Origin of the sequence: Bradyrhizobium sp. U531 (assembly GCF_051710265.1) — a bacterium.
Classification (GTDB): domain Bacteria; phylum Pseudomonadota; class Alphaproteobacteria; order Rhizobiales; family Xanthobacteraceae; genus Bradyrhizobium.
Genome location: NZ_JASVEN010000015.1, coordinates 20,834 through 41,870, shown reverse-complemented (window position 1 = coordinate 41,870; position 21,037 = coordinate 20,834). Strand labels below are relative to the sequence as shown.

Annotated in this window: 19 protein-coding genes; 11 read left to right on the top strand and 8 right to left on the bottom strand. The window is 59.8% G+C overall.

The window, feature by feature from the left end; all coding sequences use genetic code 11:
• The first annotated feature begins 9 nt into the window (after positions 1 to 9).
• Positions 10 to 495, top strand: a complete 486-nt coding sequence (locus QRQ56_RS37415) for a hypothetical protein (protein ID WP_438746763.1) — start codon at positions 10 to 12, stop codon at positions 493 to 495.
• Positions 496 to 1,104: 609 nt separating this feature from the next.
• Here the strand turns inward: QRQ56_RS37415 and QRQ56_RS37410 are convergent.
• Both QRQ56_RS37410 and QRQ56_RS37405 read right to left on the bottom strand, forming a co-directional pair.
• Positions 1,105 to 1,791, bottom strand: a complete 687-nt coding sequence (locus tag QRQ56_RS37410; protein WP_007596419.1) for an HAD family hydrolase — start codon at positions 1,789 to 1,791, stop codon at positions 1,105 to 1,107.
• A 987-nt stretch (positions 1,792 to 2,778) separates the two neighbouring features.
• Entirely contained in the window at positions 2,779 to 2,988 is a 210-nt protein-coding gene (locus tag QRQ56_RS37405) for a hypothetical protein (RefSeq protein ID WP_143272998.1), read from the bottom strand.
• Positions 2,989 to 3,866: 878 nt separating this feature from the next.
• Here QRQ56_RS37405 and QRQ56_RS37400 point away from each other — a divergent pair.
• The 3 genes from QRQ56_RS37400 to istB are packed head-to-tail and all read left to right on the top strand — an operon-like array spanning position 3,867 to position 5,615.
• Positions 3,867 to 4,448 (top strand): helix-turn-helix domain-containing protein, encoded by a 582-nt coding sequence (locus QRQ56_RS37400; protein ID WP_438746760.1) that lies wholly within the window; start codon positions 3,867 to 3,869, stop codon positions 4,446 to 4,448.
• The gene (locus tag QRQ56_RS37395; protein ID WP_438746805.1) at positions 4,426 to 4,755 is read left to right on the top strand and encodes a Mu transposase domain-containing protein; all 330 of its coding nucleotides are present in this window, start codon (positions 4,426 to 4,428) and stop codon (positions 4,753 to 4,755) included. The genes QRQ56_RS37400 and QRQ56_RS37395 overlap by 23 nt, the downstream gene beginning before the upstream one ends.
• Entirely contained in the window at positions 4,755 to 5,615 is an 861-nt protein-coding gene (gene istB, locus QRQ56_RS37390; protein WP_438746758.1) for an IS21-like element helper ATPase IstB, read from the top strand. The genes QRQ56_RS37395 and istB overlap by 1 nt, the downstream gene beginning before the upstream one ends.
• A 1,069-nt stretch (positions 5,616 to 6,684) precedes the next feature.
• Here istB and QRQ56_RS37385 read toward each other — a convergent pair.
• Positions 6,685 to 7,968: an NAD(P)/FAD-dependent oxidoreductase gene (locus tag QRQ56_RS37385; RefSeq protein ID WP_007614421.1), complete on the bottom strand. Its 1,284-nt coding sequence runs from the start codon at positions 7,966 to 7,968 to the stop codon at positions 6,685 to 6,687.
• Positions 7,969 to 8,325: 357 nt separating this feature from the next.
• Between QRQ56_RS37385 and ybgC the strand changes: the two genes are divergently transcribed.
• Together ybgC and QRQ56_RS37375 are read left to right on the top strand one after the other, a co-directional pair.
• On the top strand, positions 8,326 to 8,769 hold the full coding sequence (ybgC, locus tag QRQ56_RS37380; protein ID WP_007596415.1) for a tol-pal system-associated acyl-CoA thioesterase: 444 nt from the start codon (positions 8,326 to 8,328) through the stop codon (positions 8,767 to 8,769).
• Positions 8,770 to 8,894: 125 nt separating this feature from the next.
• A complete protein-coding gene (locus tag QRQ56_RS37375; protein ID WP_438746756.1) occupies positions 8,895 to 9,176 on the top strand; it encodes a hypothetical protein in 282 nt (93 codons plus the stop codon).
• A 4-nt stretch (positions 9,177 to 9,180) separates the two neighbouring features.
• Here QRQ56_RS37375 and QRQ56_RS37370 read toward each other — a convergent pair whose 3' ends face one another.
• Positions 9,181 to 9,384 carry a hypothetical protein gene (locus tag QRQ56_RS37370; RefSeq protein ID WP_438746753.1) on the bottom strand — a complete coding sequence of 68 codons (204 nt, stop codon included), beginning with the start codon at positions 9,382 to 9,384 and terminating at the stop codon, positions 9,181 to 9,183.
• Between the two features lie 860 nt (positions 9,385 to 10,244).
• On the opposite strand from QRQ56_RS37370, the gene QRQ56_RS37365 reads away from it, so the two are divergent.
• A complete protein-coding gene (locus QRQ56_RS37365) occupies positions 10,245 to 10,988 on the top strand; it encodes an outer membrane protein (protein ID WP_035974413.1) in 744 nt (247 codons plus the stop codon).
• A gap of 164 nt (positions 10,989 to 11,152) precedes the next feature.
• Positions 11,153 to 12,364: a peptide antibiotic transporter SbmA gene (gene sbmA, locus QRQ56_RS37360; protein WP_438746752.1), complete on the top strand. Its 1,212-nt coding sequence runs from the start codon at positions 11,153 to 11,155 to the stop codon at positions 12,362 to 12,364.
• A 2,162-nt stretch (positions 12,365 to 14,526) separates the two neighbouring features.
• On the opposite strand, the gene QRQ56_RS37355 is transcribed toward sbmA, so the two are convergent.
• Positions 14,527 to 14,628 carry a hypothetical protein gene (locus QRQ56_RS37355; protein ID WP_369126693.1) on the bottom strand — a complete coding sequence of 34 codons (102 nt, stop codon included), beginning with the start codon at positions 14,626 to 14,628 and terminating at the stop codon, positions 14,527 to 14,529.
• A gap of 291 nt (positions 14,629 to 14,919) precedes the next feature.
• Positions 14,920 to 15,654, bottom strand: a complete 735-nt coding sequence (locus QRQ56_RS37350) for an outer membrane protein (RefSeq protein WP_085348947.1) — start codon at positions 15,652 to 15,654, stop codon at positions 14,920 to 14,922.
• 1,214 nt (positions 15,655 to 16,868) lie between these two features.
• Between QRQ56_RS37350 and QRQ56_RS37345 the strand changes: the two genes are divergently transcribed.
• A complete protein-coding gene (locus tag QRQ56_RS37345) occupies positions 16,869 to 17,273 on the top strand; it encodes a YbgC/FadM family acyl-CoA thioesterase (protein ID WP_438746750.1) in 405 nt (134 codons plus the stop codon).
• A gap of 77 nt (positions 17,274 to 17,350) precedes the next feature.
• Positions 17,351 to 17,818: a DUF1348 family protein gene (locus QRQ56_RS37340; protein WP_438746748.1), complete on the top strand. Its 468-nt coding sequence runs from the start codon at positions 17,351 to 17,353 to the stop codon at positions 17,816 to 17,818.
• A gap of 204 nt (positions 17,819 to 18,022) precedes the next feature.
• On the opposite strand, the gene QRQ56_RS37335 is transcribed toward QRQ56_RS37340, so the two are convergent.
• Together QRQ56_RS37335 and QRQ56_RS37330 are read right to left on the bottom strand one after the other, a co-directional pair.
• Positions 18,023 to 18,736, bottom strand: a complete 714-nt coding sequence (locus QRQ56_RS37335; RefSeq protein ID WP_438746747.1) for a type 1 glutamine amidotransferase — start codon at positions 18,734 to 18,736, stop codon at positions 18,023 to 18,025.
• A gap of 78 nt (positions 18,737 to 18,814) precedes the next feature.
• Positions 18,815 to 19,714, bottom strand: coding sequence for a LysR substrate-binding domain-containing protein (locus QRQ56_RS37330; RefSeq protein WP_438746745.1), 900 nt, complete (start codon positions 19,712 to 19,714; stop codon positions 18,815 to 18,817).
• A gap of 273 nt (positions 19,715 to 19,987) precedes the next feature.
• Here QRQ56_RS37330 and QRQ56_RS37325 point away from each other — a divergent pair, with 273 nt between their 5' ends.
• Positions 19,988 to 21,022, top strand: a complete 1,035-nt coding sequence (locus tag QRQ56_RS37325) for an ABC transporter substrate-binding protein (RefSeq protein WP_438746743.1) — start codon at positions 19,988 to 19,990, stop codon at positions 21,020 to 21,022.
• Positions 21,023 to 21,037: the final 15 nt, after the last annotated feature.

Below are 21,037 nucleotides of genomic sequence, written 5' to 3'. Positions count from 1 at the left end.
AGGTGCGGAGTGAACTTCCAGGTCACAGTCTTGAAGATCCTGGTGAGTTACCCCCAAGGATTTGCCGTGATGGCAGACCTCAAGCGGGACATGGCAATCCTCGCGACCAGCGGCCCGGAATGGGCCGAGCGCACCAAACGGCTGGCCGCGCGCGTTCCCGGGCTGGACATTTTTTCGGACGGCCTCGTTGAGCGCCAAAACGGCGGTTGGAGAATCACGGTGAGAGGGCGAGTTGTGCTCGAGACCATGGAGGCGCGCCGAGGCCAAGACGAGCCGACGGAGAAGGTCCCAGTCGAAACGGCCGGGCCGGTGCCATCGCTGCCCAGCCCTCGGAACGAGCGAACCGCTGACGCGAGCGCTTCCAGCGTCGCCGCGAAGCCCGCGAACGCGCGCGAGCGCATGCATCTTGAGGAGCAGCCGCCGAGTTCTCCCAGCGGCTCAGAAAGTCAGGTCGTTGACTCGCCTGTGGCGCACACGAACAGGTCCCCTGGGTAGGGGGTGTGGGAGCGAATTGGACTATGTCCGCCAGCAGCGGCGAAGCGCATCTCCATCCGGCAGCGCGACCCGCGCGTCAAACCGAACCGGTGCCTTTGGCGTACCGTGCGGCACGAGCGCTGGTGCTGTTACGGTTGCGGAGTTCCGGATGCCCAACTGGCCCCGTCAGCGTCCAACCATGACCCCGGCCTACTGCTGATTTCGTCCAGACCAGTACTGACTTGCGATGGAATAGCTGGGGTCAGCGTTCGACGCACGGGGTGAAGTTGCTCTCCGATTCTACAATGTGACGCTTGCCAACACGCTCGACTATCTGGGATCGCTGAGGTCGTAAGAGCGGCAATGTGTGGGTGAGAGATGGGTTATTGTTCGATCTGGCATCGTCAAGCCTCGAGCAGTCCACCGGTGACGACTACAGGCGCCTGGAATGCCGCGAGTGCGGCAGGTACCCGATTACGGGTTCGGTATTGCAGATGCTGGACTCGCGACTGAGTTGAGCCATGCGACGCGTGCGATGTCGAAGGCGGAGTTCGAATCGCCGAGATAAACTCGTTCAACATGGACGACATGATCAAGGTTTTACAGACGCTGTGCGGTGATCTTCGCCGATCATGATTTGTGCATTCCAAAAAAACCGTAGCTTCGTAAGATTGGCAACAGCTCATGAAGGTTGTTAATCGTGTAGTCTGGATGCGCCGCTTGCAGGCGCGCCTCGGAAACAAATCCCCCGGTAATGGCTATACTTATCAGTCCGAGATTCCGTGCAATATCCGTTTCGATCGGCATATCGCCGATGATGAAAGTTGACGCTGGTTTCAAGTTGTTCTTCTGCATGTATAGACGAAGTCGCTCTCCTTTGCTTGTCGATTTGTATTGCGTGTCGCGGCTTTCGAACGCGAGCACATCGTCGATGCAGTCATTGATTCCAAGTCTTCTCAATTGGTAGCGCAGAGGGTCGACTATATGGTTGCTCACGATGATGGACGAAGCCCCTTCTCGGCGCGCCAACTCCAAGACTCTGCGCGCGCCCTCGCGTAGATCGGCTCTGCCCGCAAGAGCCTCATAGGCGTCGTGAAACATTGCACTCCCATCGCGATCCACCGTCGCAAGCTCGTCTCGCGATAGTCCGAGGCTGCGATAAAGAAGAGACAGCGGAACGTCGCAATGTTCCCGAAGCGTCTTCATGTCGATCGTTGTACGACCAAAGCGATCTAGAATTGCATTGGTGGTTTCGAGCAGTGCGTATGCATCATCGAGCAACGTTCCATTCCAATCGAAGACGAGAACCGGTTTCATGATCTGACCTTAAGCATAGATTCCGTGCGGGTGCCACCGTCGTTCGCCACGTATAGTAGCACCGAACTACTACGGCATGGGCATCGACACACTAGATGAGTTGAAATGCTGGCGAGAATGGAGATGATTGACGCCCGCGATCAATCGAGCAAGTTTCATTTGGACTCCTGGGCCGGCGACTGCGAGGCCGTCATGATCGTACGGGCTCTTTTCGGTGTCCCAGCAATCCACGTGCCACCAAAGCCATTTGCGAGCCCCGCTTGAAGAGGGCAAAACCATGTTCTTCGGCTCAGGCGACGGAATACTCGCGCGTTAGTGTCTGGTCTCCGACATTAACGTCTTCAGCCGGATACGGCTGAACACGACAACGCGAAATGTTGAGTATGAAGGAGGCGCCATTCGCAAGTGTTCGCGGGCGGCGCTCCATGGAGACGGGGCCTTTGCGCTGAAGACGCTCCGGTTGGCATGGGGAAGTCGGGCTTCGGCAGGCGACTGCCTGAGCAACACGCGATTTGAGGACCGCGAAGCGATCTTTCGTGGCGAGCACTCGCGGTCCTTGGCAGACTCGAGCTTCGCTGAATGCGCCTCAGGTCCGCTCATCATCCGGCTTGGGGACGCGGCCCTTGCCATCGCACTTATGTCAACGGTTACATCCAACGCACGGGCAGGGCGAAGAGGCTAAAGCCCTCGCACAATTCCCGCCAGAATATCTGCCCGCTTAAGACATTTTCTACCGTAGCAGCGCAGAAGCTGCATCGCGTGTCGCGCACGTTACGTCATCTAAAAGCGCACGTTCCTGCGACCTACGGTGATCGCGAATCGCTTCGCAAGATTAGGTGGCCGACAGTTGACGAAAGCAACAGGGGCTCAGACAGAAGAAGTTGAGCTGCTGCAAGAACACGCAAGGCTTAGAAATATGATCTAACCTGGGCATCTCCCTGCCGGGTTAACTTTGTAACTGGCCGCCCGGCAGCGCTCCTGGCAGCCTTATTGTTTTCCGGCTTGTGGACCGTGGAGGATGGTGCGCGTCAAGACTTCGACCCGTTCGGCAATTTGGCGAATTCGCCTCGCCACGTCCTCGACTGCGGTCATGTCCACCGGCTGCGTGCAGGAAATTGAGCTCATCTTCGCGTTAAGGTCCCTCAGCTCAGCCTTGCAGCGATCTAACTCCGCGTTGAGCATCGTAACTTCATTCATCGCCGTTGCCCGTATTGCCGTTGCTTCCGAGAAGATGTTTGTTCGGAGCATGCACCTGATTGCAATCTTTGTCGCGCTCGCGTGGTTCCACATGGGTAGGGCATCTCGAAAGGCACAGAACGGCCAACCCAAACACAGACCGGGTCGTTCACGCGCACAGCTGCAAATGGAGTCCCCATACCCAATTTATATAAAGGAATGAATTTCAATGGCACGCGCATGCGTTCCTCTCAGCAAAGCCCGGGCGACCGGCCGCACTCGCAAGAATCCAAAACGATTTTCGGGCCGCAAAGAGCCAAACGGCTTGGGTCCGTTAGGCGAACCGCCGAAATGCTTAGGCAAACCGCACGAGCGCGAGGCGCGGCGAACGCTGTCTGATGACCTTCGATGGTTCAACCCGGAGCCACCGGACGCTAGTGGCAATGGCAAGTGGGCTGGTTGCGCGGCAAATCGGAGGCGAAGACGTTTGCGAAAGCTCTGAATCTTCTCAGAATGATGCTGAATTCCATTGGCGGCTCGCTGTCCGATGCATCGAAAGTAATGATGCCGGAAGTGGAAGATGCTGAAGACCCGGCCGCGAATACTTCTAGCTCATTCTCAAGTACTCTCGCCTGAATGGGCATCTCCAAACAAGAGTGTAGAAGCCCGGCTGAACCGGACTTCCGCTGTTGTCGGTCGCTCACTTCGGATTGTGATCTGCCCATACGATCAGACGCCATCGAATGGTGCTTGTGCTGACGTATGTGTCGCGCGCCATGGAAAACTGCCCCCTCGGCGCCATGAGGAATTGCCCCCTCCTTGGGTAGCCAAGGAGAGAGCAAATGAACGAGGAGCGAATCACTAGAGGCTCGTCGTGGAGTGATCCACGGGGGCAGGTAATGAAGACGCCGGATGACGTGGCGGAGATGTTGCGCCTGAGGGCGTGCGGATGGGGGCTGAAGCGGATTGCGCGCGAGCTGGGCTGCAGCCATCACACGGTGAAGGGTTATGTGGCGGCGGGCGGGGTGAAGCCGTTTAAGTCGCCCGATAGGCCGCAACGGCTCCATGGCCTTGAGGGCTGGCTGCGTGAGAGGTTCATTCGCCATCGTGGCAATGCGGACGTGGTGCGCCAGGATCTATTGAATGAGAAAGGCGTGACCGTCAGCCGGCGAACGCTGCAGCGCACGGTGCAGCCTTATCGGCAGGCGCTGAAGGCGGAGGCGCTTGCGACGACGCGGTTCGAGACACCTCCGGGTCGCCAGCTGCAAATCGACTTCGGGGAGCGTCTGGTCGAGATCGGCGGAACGAAGGTCAAGGCATTCGTGTTCGTGGCGACGCTCGGACATTCGCGACGGCTCCATGTGCGAGCGTTCCGGGCCGAAAAGCAAGAACACTGGTTTGCCGGGCTCGAGAGCACATTCACCACCTTCAGCGGTGTACCCGAGGAAGTGCTGATGGATAACCCGGATCGTCGGCAATGATTGTGCCATCGAGATCGACACCAACAGTTACTCGGTACCGTGGCGCCTTATTGGTGAGCGGGTCGCGGTGACCGTCGCGGCCGGCGAGGTGCGGATCCGCCATGGCGTGCACCAGGTCGCGGTTCACGAGCAATCGAAGGGGCGCCGGCTGCGGATCGTCGATCCGATCCATCTCGATGGTGTTGCCGGGCGCAATGGCGCGGTCCGCCGCCCGGAGATTGCAGCGGCGGTGCAGGAATCGTCTCCCCCGCATTCATTGTTGCGTCCGCTTGCCGAATACGAAGCCGTGATCGGGGGAAGCTTCTGATGACGCGCGCAAAGAAGGCAACCGAAGCACCGACTGATCCCCTTGATGCCATGCTGGCGCGATTGCAGCTCTCCGGCATCCGCGATCAGCTTGATAGTTTGCTCGACGAGGCTGCGCGCGCGAACCTGTCGGCGCGTGAGACGCTGATCCTGCTGTGCGAACGTGAGATCGCGCGCAAGGATCATCGTCGCATCGATATGGCGCTGAAGCTTGCACACTTCCCGGCCGTAAAGGAGCTCGCAGGCTTCGACTTCGAGGCGCAGCCCTCGATCGATCCCAAGCAGATCCGCGACTTGGCCGCGTCACGTTGGATCGCCAACGGCGAGAATGTGCTGCTGCTCGGCCCGCCGGGCGTCGGTAAGACGCACTTGTCGATCGCACTCGGGCGAGAAGCGATCCTGGCCGGTTACACCGTGCAGTTCACCACGGCGACGACGCTCGTCGCGGGCCTGGCCAAGGCGCATGGCGAGCGGCGCCTGGACGAGAAGCTGCTCGCGCTGGTGAAGCCAAAGCTGCTTATCGTTGACGAGCTCGGCTATCTGCCGCTGGAGCCGGACGCCGCGCATCTGTTCTTCCAACTGGTCAGCCGCCGTTACGAAAGCGGTGCCATGCTGATCACGTCGAACCGCAGCGTTGCCGAATGGGGCACCGTGTTCGCCGATCCCGTGGTCGCCACCGCGATCCTCGACCGGCTCCTGCACCACAGCCACGTGCTGACGATCCGCGGCGACAGCTACCGGCTCCGCGCCAAACGGAAGAGCGGCCTCATCAAGGCGCCGCCCGCCGGTGACGGCCCTCCGGTCGGCTCCGCCTCCCTCCGTCCCGTCACCGGCGGAAACAACCATCAAACGACATCATGAAACCGAGGGTGGGGGCAGTTCTTCATGACGCAAAGGGGGCAGTTCCGGATGGCGTTTGACAACGTATGCGCATGATTGCTTTGCGGAGGCAATGTGTGGCCTGCTGCAATTCCGATTTCGCGATGACAGCCCGTGCATCGGTAGAGAGCGGCAAAGGGAGCCGCGACTCCCGGCCCCTGATCCTGATCGAAACAGTCGCTGTTAGATTGCGGTAGGTAGTTGGCGTTCTTATAGGTAGCCATTCGAATTCTGTCACTAGAGTAAAGCCGGACTTGACCTCTCGGGGCTTACCGAATGTAATGCTGTTGCTGCTAACATCGGCGTTTGGCCCGCAGTCCGCAGCGTTGCGCGGGCAATCGGGGCCGCCAGTCGCAAGCTGGCGGTTCTCCCCGATTCGTTACGAGCAGTGGAACACGTTTCCCGGCGTGCAACCGCAAATAGCGGAACCTTATGCCGGCTATTCACAGCTTCCTGTGGACAACCTCATTATTCGGAAGAGATTTCGACCGCGCACCGCACGCGCTCGGCGCATGGATTATTATGACACCCCAACAGAAAGCCACGCTGGCATCTAGCACTACGATGCCGGGATAAAGCAGGGAGGCGAAGTTGCCCTGTCCATCATAAGGGAGTTTCCAGACGGGTTCAGCGAAACGAAATGACGCAGAACTCGCCTCACAGGCTGGCGCTTCCCTTTCGACCCCGTGACGGCAACTCATGAGCGCTTCCAGTTTGGGGTGGGCCTTCGCGCTGGTGTCTCGCGATATCGAGAAACCCTTTTAAAGTGCGGCTTCGGTCACTGTCGGCTTTTGCGTTGAGCGCGTCTTCATCGAGCGATCCGTCGGGGAGATGATCCGCCTCCACGGTGCGGACTGGCATTCGGCGGAGAACCGACAGCTCGAGTCATGAACGTCACCCCTCGCAAGCTCGTCGTTTTCACCATCCGATTGTCTACCCGAGGTATGCTAAGTTCCATGACGGCGCCCTTGAACACATCATAACAACATCACGAGGACCGGCATGCTTCGAGCGAGGGCAGCTTGTGAAGCCAACCGGGTTGCTGGGGTGATCAGAACCAGGAATCCATCAGGTGAACAAGCTGGGAGCCCGCCGTATAAAACGCCTCCTGCGCTGCACGAAAGCGCTGGGCTTCAACGGCGGTGACCGGCAACGGCAGGTCGTTCTCCGCGATCTGCCCCAATACATACGAAGCCAAAACACTGCCAAACACAGTGCCTGGTGCGATTCCGCGGCCGTTATAGCCACTGAAACCGATGACTTTGCGGTCCAGCTTGTGAAGCCGGGGCAAGTTGTCGGAGGTCATTCCAATCATGCCAAACCAGCCGGTTTCAAACTGGACGCCCCGAAGTCCTGGAAAAAGCTTGTGCAACGATCTTTGGGCCCAAGCGCGGTGAATAGATCGCCCAATCCCCTCAAGCGCACCAACACTGCCAAACACGAGTCGCCCGGAGCGATCGAGACGAAACGAAGAGAGGACTTCTCGAGTGTCCCACACACCCTGCCGCTCAGGCAGGATCGACTTTCTCAGATCATCGGGCAGACATGGCGTGCCAAAGTTGAAATAGGGCAGTTGAATCTGTTCCTGCCGTACCTCAGACCAAAGTCCCTTGCTATAAGCATCCGTCGCGACGACCACCCAGTCGGCCTCTACAGATCCGCTTTCGGTGCCGACTCTCCAGCGGAAACCATTCTGTTGCGCCATGACGGCCTCACTATGCGTAAATATCCTGGCTCCCATCGCAAGCGCGGCCCGCGCTAACCCTCGCACATAAGCCAATGGCTGTATGGTGCCGGCGCGCTTATCGAGCAGCGCGCCGGTGTAGTCGCCACCGCCTACTTTGCTGCGTGTTGCCTCCGCATTTAGCACCAGGACGGGCGCTCCACGCTTCTGCCACTGTTCGGCACGGGCCTCAACCTCCTCCAAGCCCTTACGTCCGACCGCACAATGCAAGGTGCCGGCACGTTCGACTTCACATTCGATGTGGTGCTTTTCGATGAGCTCGAATACCGTCTGCGGTCCGCGGCCGAGCTGTTCAAGTAACCGTTCTCCAAAAGGCGCGCGGAGCGCGGCCGGAAGCGACTCAGGCATGAGCCACATGCCCGCATTCACGAGTCCGACGTTCCGCCCGGACCCGCCGAATCCTATTTCAGACGCCTCCAAAAGCGCAACACGCGCTCCACCTTCAGCTAGATGAAGGGCCGCCGACAGCCCGGTATATCCACCGCCAATCACGACGATATCCGCTGCAATTTCATCAGTAAGTGGAGCAGTTTGTGGCGCTGGTGGCGCAGTCAGCACCCACAGTCCGTGTGATCGTCGATTGTTTCGCATCCGCCAATCCTCTTACAAGTAGCTTCTTGATCGACCCGAGCTCCAGCAGCCATCGTGAATACCGCTAAGTTCTGGCGGACCTCTCTAGTATCCAAGCGGACCTCCCTAGCTTCCAACACTGACGTGCCAGCGCCACACCGGCAGGCAAATCGCAGGCCAAAAGGGCAGTTCGTCATCACCCCGAAGATCAGGCCGAGCTACTAAGTTGTTGATCTGTTGAGGGCACGCGCAGCACCCACGCGGCGGTGCGCCGGAGCTCCGACTGCGCGAACAAAGCCAAAGCCCCTCGGCGCTTGCTCTGGAACGCGCCTTTGTGCGAGACAATGGGTCCCAAAAGGGCAGCAAGGGGACCACACCGTGAGAGCCTCTCTTGATGGCGAAATTCGCGACGGCCGCCATCATATGCAGATCCGGGTCTATTTCGAAGATACCGACTCCGGCCAGATTGTTTATCACGCAAATTTCTTGCGCTTCATGGAACGCGGCAGAACGAACTACTTGCGCCTGCTCGGAACGAATCAGCAAGCATTACTCAAAGAAGCCAAGAACGATGCGCCCGGTGTTGCCTTCGTTGTGCGCTCGATGACGATCGATTTTCTAAAACCGGCGGTCTTGGATGACATTCTTGACGTCGTCACAGTCCCGCAAGAGGTGAGGGGCGCGTCGATTGCCTTGCTGCAGGAATGCAGGCGTGGCGACGATCTCCTGGTCACAGCACGTGTACGGGTAGCGTTTATCTCAGCTGGAAAGGCGCAGCGCATCCCGAAGTCGCTGCGGCTCGCTATGGAAGGGCATAGATAAATCTGCCGCCTCATTCACGCGTTTGCCTTGCAGCGCTCCAACGAATTCAAGTCATCATGGCGGCGTAAGTTAAAGCAAATGGGCTGCGGCACACCCGGGGTGGCTCAATTGCACAGTCCAGCCGAATGAATCAGAAGCCGGCTAAGAACGAAAATAAATCGGACTTCGTCGGCCGCTTTGGTCACAGCGACCACAGCGAAACCCACGTCAAGGATGACTGGCCGATTGGCGACTGGCGCGGCTATCCCGGCGGCGCTGCCGTGGCGAACTTGCGCGATCGCATTTCGCGGCTCTTCTCAAATGGCGGCACCGTCTCCATTGCCCCATGCTCCATCTGGCTGACGGCAGCGAGGCGGATGGTTTCCGAGCTGCGCGCCAACGCTCGGTGCTCTTGCCACTCCGGATAAAAAATCATGGAAGAGGGCGGAACCGAGCGCGATCATTTTCGACGAGATGGTCAAGACGGTCCAGGAGCCGGCCCAATCGAAGGCGGCCGGCGGCCTCGTCCTTGGGTCTGAAAACATCAAAGGCACGTTTGTCGGATTCAGTAGAAGGTTCAATCTTTATGTTGTTTTCTGGAATGCGGATCAGCACGATCGAGCGATCGTCATTCACCGTCGCTCAAAGAGGATGGATATCGTCGCGGAAATGCCGCTTACGTTCGAGACCGCGCATCGGCTAGCGCTCTTTATGCCGCGTGCCGTGCCGACAACAACATTGCGCCGGATGCGCCGCCAATCGAATGAAGGGCCGCGCGGCCATTTTCGAAGTTGGTCCGGGCCTCCAATAGGCAAAACTGTTTCGTGGGGCGCCCACTTTATGTCAGCGAGTGCCATGATATCAGAATGGCAACCGGTGGCCTGTGGGCTGCCATACCTTACTTCACCGCTTGAACGCGCGAGGATAGTGCCGTGGTTAATGACGTAGAGCTTCTGATCTCGTATTTCGCGCTTTCGGGGCACGTTTACCCGCTGGGGGCCTGCTGAGGTCACTCCATTCCAATTCAAAGGCAGGGTCGAAGGGGCAGCGCGCGCGGGGTTCAACGGGTTCGGTCTTCACTACGAAGACACGATGGTCGCGCAAAGCAAGATTGGTTTTGCGGAAATGAGACGCATTCTTCAAGACAATGGCATCAAATATCTGAAGATTGAATTTCTGCTCGATTGGTACCGGACTGACGAGAAGCGAATGGAATCCGACAAATTCCGTCAGCAAACTGCTCGATGTCTCCGCCGAACTTGGAATGCGGGATATCAAGGTGGGCCCGGGATTCCAAGAAACGCATGCCGATGTGGCGCTCCGCCCATGGTGGCCGCCGTAAGGGGACACTTGGGAATGATCTGCAACGCAGAACCTAACGCAGCGTCCGGTTCACGCATTTCTTTCGGCACGAATGTTGTGACGCAGCTACAGCAATTCGCGCGCACGTTGTTAAGACGCATGAGGCTCGGGGCACTCAAGACATGAGAGTAGAAATGAAGAACTTCTTGCTTACGACTGTGAGCATTGTGGCGCTTGGCGCAATTGCGTCCGCATCCGGTGCAGACCTGGCTGCGCAGCCCGTCCAACCTCTCTACTCCAAAGCTCCGCCGCCTGTCGCGGCTGCAATTTACGACTGGAGCGGCCTCTACGTCGGTGTGAACGGCGGCTTGGGCTCAAGCTCGAATTGCTGGGACTACAATGGTCGCACCCCTGAGGGCTGTCATGATGCGACCGGCATTACCGTCGGCGGGCAGATCGGCTATCGATGGCAGATCGGCCAGATCGTGCTGGGCGTTGAAGGTCAGGGGAACTGGGCTGATCTGAGCGGATCCAACGTCAGCATTGCGTTCGGCGATGTCGACCAGAGCAAGATTGGTGCGTTCGGTACGATGACTGGGCAGATCGGTTATGCGCTCGACACCGTACTGTTTTACGCCAAGGGCGGCGTCGCAGTGGCGAGCAACACGTATCGAGTCAACTCCGCGGTCACGGGCGCGCAGTTCGCGGGCGCTGATAGCAGCCCTTGGGGTGCTACTGTGGGCGCCGGGATCGAAGTCGGTTTCGCGCCGAACTGGTCGGTAAGCGTCGAGTACGACCACTTGTTCATGCGGGATGCCGACGTGAACTTTGTCGTGGCTGCTGGTTCGCTGGGCGGCGACCGCATCCGCCAGGATTTCGATCTTGTGACTGCGCGGCTCAACTATAAGTTCGGCGGCCCGATTCTGCTCAAATATTGATCTGAAGTCGGACTGGTGAATCGAAGGCCCCGGCTAGACCGGGGCCTTTCAGGCATCGCGCGTGCGACGCGACTGGCGGGTGACCGGAAGTCAGGAACAGTTAGCGAAACCGCGGCGAGTTCATCTTCTGAGCTGAAGTTCTAAATCGATAAAGGACAGCGAGCATGTTCGTTTCATTCTTCCCTCGACCAAAGTTGTTCTTTGCGTCGTCAATTCTTTGGACGGCGTTGGCGATGGCGTTTTGGTATGTATTTGCCGGCAATCTCTTTCCAGCCCCGGAGAAGCCGGTCGGGCTTGCGACGTTCTGGTCGGCCTCGGCGCTGTGGTTTGATCTCTATTTTGCGCTGGCCGTTACGGTGTTCGCGGCGGCATGGATGTTATTTGCCCCGCATCCCTGGGCGACGTGGTCCATTCTTGGTTCGGCGCTGATCCTGTTCACCTCTTACTTTCAGGTCCAGGTCTCGGTCGCGATCAACAGCTGGTATGGACCGTTCTATGACATGATCCAGGCTGCGCTTTCGAAGTCGGCGCCGGTCACGGTCGAGCAGTTCTACAGCGAGTTGTCGACCTTTGCCGGCATAGCGCTCGTGGCCGTCGTGGTCGGCGTGATGACGCGATTCTTCGTCAGCCACTACATCTTCCGCTGGCGCACGGCGATGAACGATTTTTATGTGGCCAACTGGCCACGGCTGCGCACGATCGAAGGCGCCTCCCAGCGGATCCAGGAAGACACCATGCGCTTCGCCAGCACCATGGAAGGTCTAGGCGTCAATCTCATCAGCGCGGTGCTGACACTGTTGGCGTTCCTGCCGGTTCTGGTGAGGCTGTCCAGCAACGTCACGGAGCTGCCTCTGTTCGGCTCGATTGCCTATCCGCTGGTGTTCGCCGCGGTGATCTGGTCGATCCTGGGCACCGGCGTTCTCGCGCTTATCGGCATCCGCCTGCCCGGAATTGAATTTTTCAACCAGCGGGTCGAAGCGGCCTATCGCAAGGAGCTCGTGCTCGGCGAGGATGATACGGCGCGTGCCAATGCGCCGACATTGAGCGTGCTGTTTAGCGACATTCGCAGGAATTACTTCCGGCTCTATCTGAACTTCATGTACTTCAATATCGGCCGGATCGTCTATCTGCAGACTGACGTCATCTTTCCTTATCTGCTGCTTGCGCCCACAATCATCGCGGGCAGGATCACCCTCGGCGCGATGAACCAGATCCTCAACGCGTTCACGCAAGTACGAACCTCGTTTCAGTATCTCGTCAACTCCTGGAGCACGATCGTCGAACTGATCTCGATCTATCAGCGGCTGCGGAGCTTTGAGGCAAAGATCCACGGTGGGCCACTGCCGTCGATCGAGATAAGGAAGCCAGCCACATGATTCCTATAGCTATAGGGAGTTGACGGACACCTGACCTTCCGTTCCGCGTCAAACGGTCGCAACGCTGCTGAATTGCTTAAGTTGTGAGAAGGGGCACTCGAGAGAATGGCGCTCGGCGTGGAGAAACTTAGCAACTGCATATCGGAACCCCCGTGACGTGTTGTTGTGGATGACGGCTAGCGCGCTGTTGCAGCGCGCGGACTGAGGCAAAGGGGCGGCGGATGGCTGTAGGGGCCATTACAGCCGCGGCGGGTAAGCTACAAAGCAGCCGCGTCGCGTTCGACCTGCAGTCGAGCCAGCGGGTTCATGACACCGAAGACTTGCTCCGAGAAAACAGCCATGAATCTGATTTGCTCCTGGAAATGGGTTCTCAGAGTCCACACCGCCTAGCTCTACAAATAAGTACCAGCGTGTCGTAAGTTCGACAGTGTGAGTCAGACACGCCTCAACGGTGTTGTCCAGCGAGCAATCATAATTGTGTCACACATGGCACCGGACACTGACTGACTAGCCAGAACGACCATGCGGGATGTTTCAAACTTGATCCGCCTCCATGGAATACGGTGCTAAACAGGGGTAGGCATTACGTGGGGCGGCGAGCCCTTGTGACCGCCGGATGTGTTGGTGTCCATTCTGGTTCTGGCGGAACGGTAATCGAGCCCAGTGGCACCCAAGCTCGTTCTAGCGTCACTGGATCGCGCAGCTGGGCGAAAGTTTCGGTGCGAATATCGAGCCACTCGAACCAGCGATCCTGGACGGCGACAAGCTGGGCTGGCCGGAGCACGCCGAAATTATCTCGAAGAGAAATTCTTATCACCGTAAGCTCAACTGTGAACCGTGCCAGAAGAGTTCAAGATGATGTTGCGTCGTGTTTCAACTACCAGAACCGGGATTTGACAACTCTGAGCCTGGGGACCAATCCGTTTCCGCCGAGCCGGAGCTCTGGCCGTGAACATGACCGCCAGATTGAGCAGCGTGGATTCACAAGCGTGGCTCGCCGACTATAGCAACCGCGCCGCACATCCGGCTCAAAAGGCGCGACGAGCTCCTAAGCTGGAATTGGCGCGATCGGAACAAGCAATCCACTAAGGCTGCCCAATTCACGGCTCGGCGATCCTCACCAAATGCTTTACGAACTTTTGTTGATAGCGTCAGCAAGCGTCGACTTGAAAACCAAAGGACCTATCCGCAGGATGCTTTCTTAAGCCGTCATGCATCCAGAATGAGCGGAGCACGAACTGTCACATTACCGAAACCTAGCTCTTGTACTTGTAGGCTCGGCCGTCTCCCTTACTCCTCCCGCTCCCTGGAGCGAAGAAGGTTTATTCCGCACGGCTTTCCGGGGGCCACCGGCCAGGCGGGCCGGAGCCGAGGTCGGCCAGATCTCCGTTGTTTTTGGATTAGCGCCATGACACCGAAAACCAAACTATGCGCTTTGTTGCGAGGTGTTCTGGACGATGCGATCGGGATGGTGCCCGAAGCAAACCGGACGTCTTCGTTGAAGGCGTGCCTCGCCGAAAAGGTATTAGCTCTGGCCGCAAAAGGTCACTTGGATCCAACTGTCTTGACGCGTCTCGCGCTACGGAGTCTGCAGGAATCCTGTTGTGGTTGCTACGGGTGCGAACTGCAGAACCCCCTTCGAGGTGTGAAGGACCGAGAATGAACTCCAAACCTATTCCCCGCGCTCCGGCGTGGCTGACCGCCTGGGTTTCGGCGGGTTGCAAGGCGGCGCGAGATTAGAGGTCTGCCCGGCCATGGAGCTTGCGCCCGGCAGCGATGCCATCTGAGCGCGAGGGTTATGGCGTCCTGCCCGGAGAAACTCGGGTCAGTCCTGCTGTGGATGCCGCCTTGCTCCATCATGAGGTCGCCCGTGTCCGCGGCTTTCACTGACGTCATTGCGCCCCGCCCGCGGCACATATGGATTTCTCCTCTGTCCGCATCGGCGCTTGGCGCGCGATATCGGCGATGTCGGAGGGCAGGGTGCTCGCCTGCCCGGTTGCCGCTAGTAGCCGAAGCGGGCGAGGCCGAGTGATCCGAAAGATCGGACGGGCCGGTGAGATGTTGGAAAGCCGAGCTGCCTATCGTCCGGGTTCGCGACAGACGCGGATGAGCCGATCTATTATGTCCTCAACGCTTGCAGGCGGACTCTTGCCGTGGCCGCCTCAGCGGAGGCAGCTGTGTTCGACGATCTCGTCTGCCTCGATTGCGACGGCGATGCGCCGCTTACCCTGGCAAGGCGGCAGCCGCAAGCCAAGCAGTATCATTCCCGCGGCATCGACGCAGGTTCCGAGCTCGTCGCCCTTGCGACTACCCCTCTCCACGATTACGGCTGACTTTCGGTGTCGAGTGTGCTCAGCGCTGAGCCGGCGGTTCCCCGCGAAGTGCTGAGCTTGCCGTCCGGAGAAGGAGGGGTCGCAGGCCAGCGAAAGGGGCCGGGATCGCGCAGGCGGCGCTTGAATCTCACGTCGGAATTGCCTGAATGGCCGGGCTCTGAGCGGGCCATGCTTCCCTTCAAATGGCCCCGGCTAGGCCGGGGCCATCGACGCAACTAGGGATCAATATTTCAGGAGAATCGGACCGCCAAACTTATAGTTGACCCGTACCGTGATAAGATCGAGATCCTCGCGGATGCGATCGGCCCCACCAATGTTCCCGCTGAATTTCACCGTGCGGGGCTGGAAGAACAGGTGGTCGTACTCGAAGCCCACCGTCCAGTTCGGTGCGATGCCGTGCTCGAATCCGACCCCCAACACACCGCCCCAAAGAACGTCACTTTTCCTAGCGGCTCCTGCCACGGTCGAGCTGATCTGATGGATGTTGCTCGTGACTGCGGCGCCGCCTTTGCCGTAAAGTACGTTATTCCCAAAGGCATAACCAATCTGCCCCGTCATGAGACCGAACGCGTCAATCTTAGTCTGGTTGGTAGTATCGGAAAACGGGATGCTGTGATTGGACCCGGTCAAATCAGCCCAGTTGCCCTGGCCCTCAACACCCAGCACGATCTGGCCCATCTGCCATCGATAGCCGATCTGGAGACCCACGCTACCGCCTGTCGGATGATGACAGCCCTCGGGCTTGCTGCCAAGGTACTCCCAACAACTCTCGCCTGAGCTCAGACCACCGTTCACGCCGAAATAGTAAGCACTCCAATCGTAGATTGCAGCCGCGACAGGTCCCGGAGCGGTGGTGTAGAGAGGCCTGATGGGTTGCGCAGGCAGATCAGCACTGAATGCGGGGGCCACCGCAGCAAGCGCCACCGTACTGACTGTCATAAGCAACAAGTTCTTCATTTCTATTCCCATGTCTTGAGTGCCCCCGAGCCTGCTGCGTCTTAACAACGTGCACGCAAATTGCTGTAACTGCATCGCAACATTGGCGCTGGAAGAAATGCGTGAAACAAACGCCGCGTCAGGTTGCGGCGTTGCAGATATTTCCAACTCCTTGACATGCCCCTTCGCTTGCGAGCGTAGATCAGCGCGGTGTCCTGCCTCTCGCGCACCCGACAGCTTGACGGCATGCTCCACCTCGCGACGTAGTAGCGTGGTAGGTCGACGGGGCGCCCGGTAAGTGCGTGTTCCAGCCGTTCGTGATCACGGAGTCCAAGCCATCGTGATCGCCCATTCCAGAGCATCGTGATCACCGTTTCCAGCCGATCGTGATCGCTATTTCAGCGATTGCGATCGGGGTAACCAGGAGGCGCGCACCGCTGACAGTCTGCAACCCGGCTACCTTGGTCTTTTGCCTAACTCCGACTGCTTCAGCTATGCGAACGCTACAAGCAATGGGCCGGCCCCCTCAAGCCCATCCTGTCCCCAGGTCCATGTCGCCGGCGAGAAGCTGTTCGTCGACTATTCCGGCCAGACCATGGAGCTGGGTTGACGGAGTACGATACACGCCAGTCCTGCTCCGGCTCCGCGGATGAAACCGTCAATGCAGGAGCGATCGGTTGGGCTTTCGGTCAGGGGCGGCGCCGACGGAGCAACGAACCTGGAAACTCTCACGCAAATAACCGCACACGTTCTTAATGTGGGTCAGTGGTGTGAGGTCCGCGATAGGATCTCCCGAAATCAGGCTCATAAGTGCCGCGGTTTTCGCCCATGCCACAAGTACGGGTCCGATTAGGTTGTGGGCGCGTCCGCTCCGCGGACGGGGCTCTATGAGCCAGCTTGCCGAGCCATGCTGTCTCGGCCTTTCGGATCACGATGCCTCGCGCAAGCCATAAAGTGCTCCTCGCCGGGGGCACTCGGAAAACGGGCTCGCCTGTGGCGAGCGTTATTACGGCCCCGTTCCCGCGTGCCGCTCAAACACCGGTGTTGTCGCTGCACTCGTCCCGCATGCCCCTTCGGGCCGCTATGCTCGCGGCCGGGCTGACATTTCTCTCGAGGCGAGCTAGGTGAACACTGAAGCTGATCCCGAAGGCGCTGCGGCTCGCCATGAAAGGGACGTAGAAAAATCTGCGCTTGTTCACGCTACCGCCCTCCAGCGCCCCAACGAAATCAAGCAGTTGGTATTCTGTTGCGATATCGTCAAATCCGAGTTTTCCGGCATCGTCTATCACGCCAATTATCTGCGCTACATGGAGCGTGGACGCACCAATCATCTGCGCTTGATGGGCGCCGAGCAGCAGGCGCTGTTCGAGCAGGCTGAGACGGAAGGCACGGGCTTTGCTTTCGTGGTGCGCTCGATGCATCTGGACTTCCTCAAGCCCGCGCGGATGGACGACGTGCTCGACGTCGTGACCTGGCCGGTCGCGGTGAAGGGCGCCTCGATCATGCTGGCGCAGGAGGTGCGGCGCGGCGACGACGTGCTGGTGAAGGCCGAGGTCCGCGTCGCCTTCATCAGCGGCGGCCGCGCGCAACCGATCCCGAAATCAATCCGCGCGCTGATGAAGGCCGATCTGATTTCCTGATCGCCCGATAAGCGATGGCCTCTCGACTCGGCGGCGTGCGGCGATAGATTGCGGCTCCGCCAACCGATGAGGCCATCATGTCGCGCCCGCCGCTTCCGCCCTTCACCCGTGAGACCGCCGCGCAAAAGGCGCGCATGGCCGAGGACGCCTGGAATTCACGCGATCCGGTGCGCGTCTCGCTCGCCTATACCGAGGACAGCCGCTGGCGCAATCGTTCGGAAGTGCTCCAGGGGCGCGAAGCCATCGTCGCGTTTCTCACCCGCAAATGGGAGAAAGAGCAGGACTACCGCCTGATCAAGGACCTCTGGGCCTTCGACGAGAACCGCATCGCCGTGCGCTTCCAGTACGAATGGCACGATGGAAACGGCCAGTGGTATCGCTCCTACGGCAACGAGCAGTGGGAGTTCGACGAGCACGGCCTGATGAAGCGGCGCGAGGCGTCGATCAACGACATCGCGATCGCCGAGACGGACCGCCGCTTTCATTGGGCGGCGCCCGGGCCGCGTCCGGCGGATGTGCCGGGTTTGGGGACGGAGCCGTTCTGAAGTTCGCAAGATAGCGCAGCGCGCACACTGCACCCTCTCCCCCTGTGGGAGAGGGTGGCTTCGCGAAGCGAAGACGGGTGAGGGGTATCTCTCCGCGAGTCCAATCTCACTTGAATCCGATGAGAGATACCCCTCATCCGGCGCTTCGCGCCACCTTCTCCCACAAGGGGCGAAGGGAAGACTTCGTGCCACGAATGCTGTGGACTAAGGCGCTGTCCGCCTCGCCAAGAATCTCGTGATCGCCCCGCCGAGCTTTGCGCTGTCCATCGGCTTCGCCAGCGAGGCCCTTGCCGTCGCCACGACATCATCCGGCGCCTTGCCGTCGCGCAGCTCGCAGCACACTTGCGCGAAGCCGAGGTCGAATTCCGGGTGCGGCTGCACGGTGAGCGTTGCGCCGTTGGCATAGAGCAGGCCGGCATGGGGCGTGAATTCGGACGACAGGATCGTCAGCGCGTCGTTCGGGGGCTCGATCACCTGGTCCTGATGCGAGGCGGCGAGGGCGACCTCTTCGCCGTCGACGACGCCGTTCTCCGGCAGCACCTGATAGACGTGCCGGCCGATGCCCCAGCCCTTCTCCGATTGGCGCACGGTGCCGCCGAGCGCCTGCGCGATCAGCTGATGGCCGAAGCAGATTCCGACCATCGGTGTCTTGTTGGCGTAGGCGGTGCGTACGAAATTTTCCAGGGGCGCGATCCAGTCGAGCCCGTCATAGACGCCGGCGGCCGCGCCGGTGATCAGCACCGCCTCGAGCTTGCCCGGATCGGGGAGGGGATCGCCGTTGGGGATGCTGACGATTTCGACGGTGGCCGCCGGATCCTCGGCGCGTACCATGCGCTCGAACATGTCGGGAAAAGAGCCGTGGCGCTCGCGATACTCTTTGGGAACGAGCCCGGTCTCGATGATGGTGATGCGTGCCATGTGACCTGCTTCGGTTGCGTCGCTATAACACTGCGCCTTTGGCGTTCTCGTCAACCGCCTCCAAGCGCACGCGCCGTTTTAATCCTCGAAGGTTTCGAGTGCCTTGCGCATGGTCTCCACGAGGTCGAGCGCCACCGGCGACGGACTGCGCTGCGCCGGGAAGACGGCGGAGAACTCGAACTCGATGCGCGGCAGGAAGCGGCGCGCGACCACGCCGCGGGTGGCGAATTCCCTGGCGGTAAAGGGATCGCAGATCGCAACGCCAAGCCCCGAAGAGACCATGCCGCACATGATCTCCGACAAGGTGGTTTCGACCCGGAGCACGCGGCGGACCTCGTGGCGATTGAAGACCTGGTCGACGAGGTGCCGGCTCGATGATCCCGCCGACAGCGAGATGAACGTCTCGCCCTCGAAATCGTGGGGCTCCAGCACCTCCTTTTCCGCGAGACGATGACCGGTCGGCAGCACCGCGACGCGCGCAGGCGCAGGCAGTCGCAGGCTCGGCAGGCCGGAATGGGCGATCGGCACCTCGGCAAAGCCGATGTCGCATTGATTGTTCAGCACCCAGTCGACCACGATCGGCGAGATCACGCCGAAGAAGGCGAGGTTGAGGTTCGGCCGCTCCTGCAGGAAGTGCCCGGCGAGGCGCGGCAAATAGCCGTTCGCCAGCGCCGGCAGCGCCGCGATGCGCAGCGAGCCGGTGCGGCGGCCGCGGATTTCCTCGGCCGCGGCCGTGATGCGCTCGAGGCCGACGAAGGAACGCTCGACCTCGGTGTAAAGCGCCATTGCCGCCGCGGTCGGCACTAGGCCGGTGCCGCGCCGCTCGAACAGCGTCATCTTCAGCAGGGCCTGAAGGTCGCGCAGCAGCCGGCTCACCGCCGGTTGCGTCACCACCATCAGCTTCGCCGCCTCGGTGACGCTGCCGGTCAACATCATCGCGCGGAAGGCCTCTACCTGCCGCGAATTGATCCGCGCCATGGCGAAATCCAATCATAACATTTTGACATGCAAAGGGTGCCATTATTCATTGGACGATGGAAGTATAGGTCTGCGATCTTTTTCATCAGAGCTGGAGCCAGCCCGCTTTTTCGGCAGATTGGAGGGGTTCAAACCTCCAAATCGCGCGAAAACCCGCCAAACAGGGGCCGGAGCCCTGTGAGGTCAGGGAATCGCGCGGAAGGAAATGCGGAAGGCGCCCCAGCCGGAGATTTGTCGGCACGTCACCTCATCCCGGTATGGAGATCGGTCCACATGAAGACTTTCCGCCTTCTGACCGCGGTCAGCATCGCAGCGCTGATCGCCGCCCCGTCGGTTGCTTCGGCCCAGCAAAAGACACTCTATGTCGCCGGCTATGGCGGCTCGTTCGAGAAGACCATCCGCGACGAGGTGATCCCGGCTTTCGAGAAGGAGAACGGCGTCAAGGTCGAGTACGTCGCCGGCAATTCCACCGACACGCTGGCCAAGCTGCAGGCGCAGAAGGGCAACCAGCAGATCGACGTCGCCATCGTCGATGACGGCCCGATGTACCAGGCGATCCAGCTCGGCTTCTGCGGCAAGCTCGACGGTCTGCCCGCCGATCTCTACGACGCCGCGCGCTTCAAGGACGATCGCGCCGTCGCCATCGGCATCGTCGCCACCGGCCTGATGTACAACACCAAGGTGTTCGCCGAGAAAGGCTGGGCGCCGCCGACCTCGTGGAACGACCTGAAGGACAAGAAATACGCCAAACAGCTCGTGATCCCGCCGATCAACAACACCTACGGGCTCGAAGCGCTGGTGATGCTGTCGAAGATGAACGGCGGCGGCGAGACCAATGTCGATTCCGGCTTCAAGATTTTCAAGGAAGAGATCAATCCAAACGTGCTCGCCTATGAGCCGTCGCCAGGCAAGATGACCGAGCTGTTCCAGTCCGGTCAGGCCGTGCTCGCGGTGTGGGGCACCGGCCGCGTGCAGAGCTTTGCCAATACCGGCTTCCCCGTCGACTTCGTCTACCCCAAGGAAGGCGCAGCGACCCTGCTGACGACGGCGTGTCCGATCAACAAGCCCAATGCCTCGCCGCTCGCGTCCAGCTTCGCGAAGATGCTGCTCGACCCGAAGATCCAGCTCGTGATGCTGAAGGACTACGGCTACGGCCCGGTGCTGAAATCGCTGGTGATCCCGCCCGAGCTCGGCAAGATGGCACCGATCGGCGAGCGCGCGGCCAAGCTCTATAATCCGGACTGGACCGTCATCAACGAGAAGCGCGAGGAGTGGACCAAGCGCTGGAATCGCGAGGTCGAGCGCTGATCTAGACGTTCGCGG

Coding starts and splice junctions, on each gene's coding strand:
- QRQ56_RS37330 (WP_438746745.1), bottom strand. CDS start 19,714: ATGGCGCGGATCAATTCGCGGCAGGTAGAGGCCTTCCGCGCGATGATG.
- istB (WP_438746758.1), top strand. CDS start 4,755: ATGACGCGCGCAAAGAAGGCAACCGAAGCACCGACTGATCCCCTTGAT.
- QRQ56_RS37375 (WP_438746756.1), top strand. CDS start 8,895: ATGAATCAGAAGCCGGCTAAGAACGAAAATAAATCGGACTTCGTCGGC.
- QRQ56_RS37385 (WP_007614421.1), bottom strand. CDS start 7,968: ATGCGAAACAATCGACGATCACACGGACTGTGGGTGCTGACTGCGCCA.
- QRQ56_RS37350 (WP_085348947.1), bottom strand. CDS start 15,654: ATGAAGAACTTGTTGCTTATGACAGTCAGTACGGTGGCGCTTGCTGCG.
- QRQ56_RS37340 (WP_438746748.1), top strand. CDS start 17,351: ATGTCGCGCCCGCCGCTTCCGCCCTTCACCCGTGAGACCGCCGCGCAA.
- QRQ56_RS37355 (WP_369126693.1), bottom strand. CDS start 14,628: ATGATACTGCTTGGCTTGCGGCTGCCGCCTTGCCAGGGTAAGCGGCGC.
- QRQ56_RS37335 (WP_438746747.1), bottom strand. CDS start 18,736: ATGGCACGCATCACCATCATCGAGACCGGGCTCGTTCCCAAAGAGTAT.
- sbmA (WP_438746752.1), top strand. CDS start 11,153: ATGTTCGTTTCATTCTTCCCTCGACCAAAGTTGTTCTTTGCGTCGTCA.
- QRQ56_RS37365 (WP_035974413.1), top strand. CDS start 10,245: ATGAAGAACTTCTTGCTTACGACTGTGAGCATTGTGGCGCTTGGCGCA.
- QRQ56_RS37410 (WP_007596419.1), bottom strand. CDS start 1,791: ATGAAACCGGTTCTCGTCTTCGATTGGAATGGAACGTTGCTCGATGAT.
- QRQ56_RS37405 (WP_143272998.1), bottom strand. CDS start 2,988: ATGAATGAAGTTACGATGCTCAACGCGGAGTTAGATCGCTGCAAGGCT.
- QRQ56_RS37325 (WP_438746743.1), top strand. CDS start 19,988: ATGAAGACTTTCCGCCTTCTGACCGCGGTCAGCATCGCAGCGCTGATC.
- QRQ56_RS37400 (WP_438746760.1), top strand. CDS start 3,867: ATGAAGACGCCGGATGACGTGGCGGAGATGTTGCGCCTGAGGGCGTGC.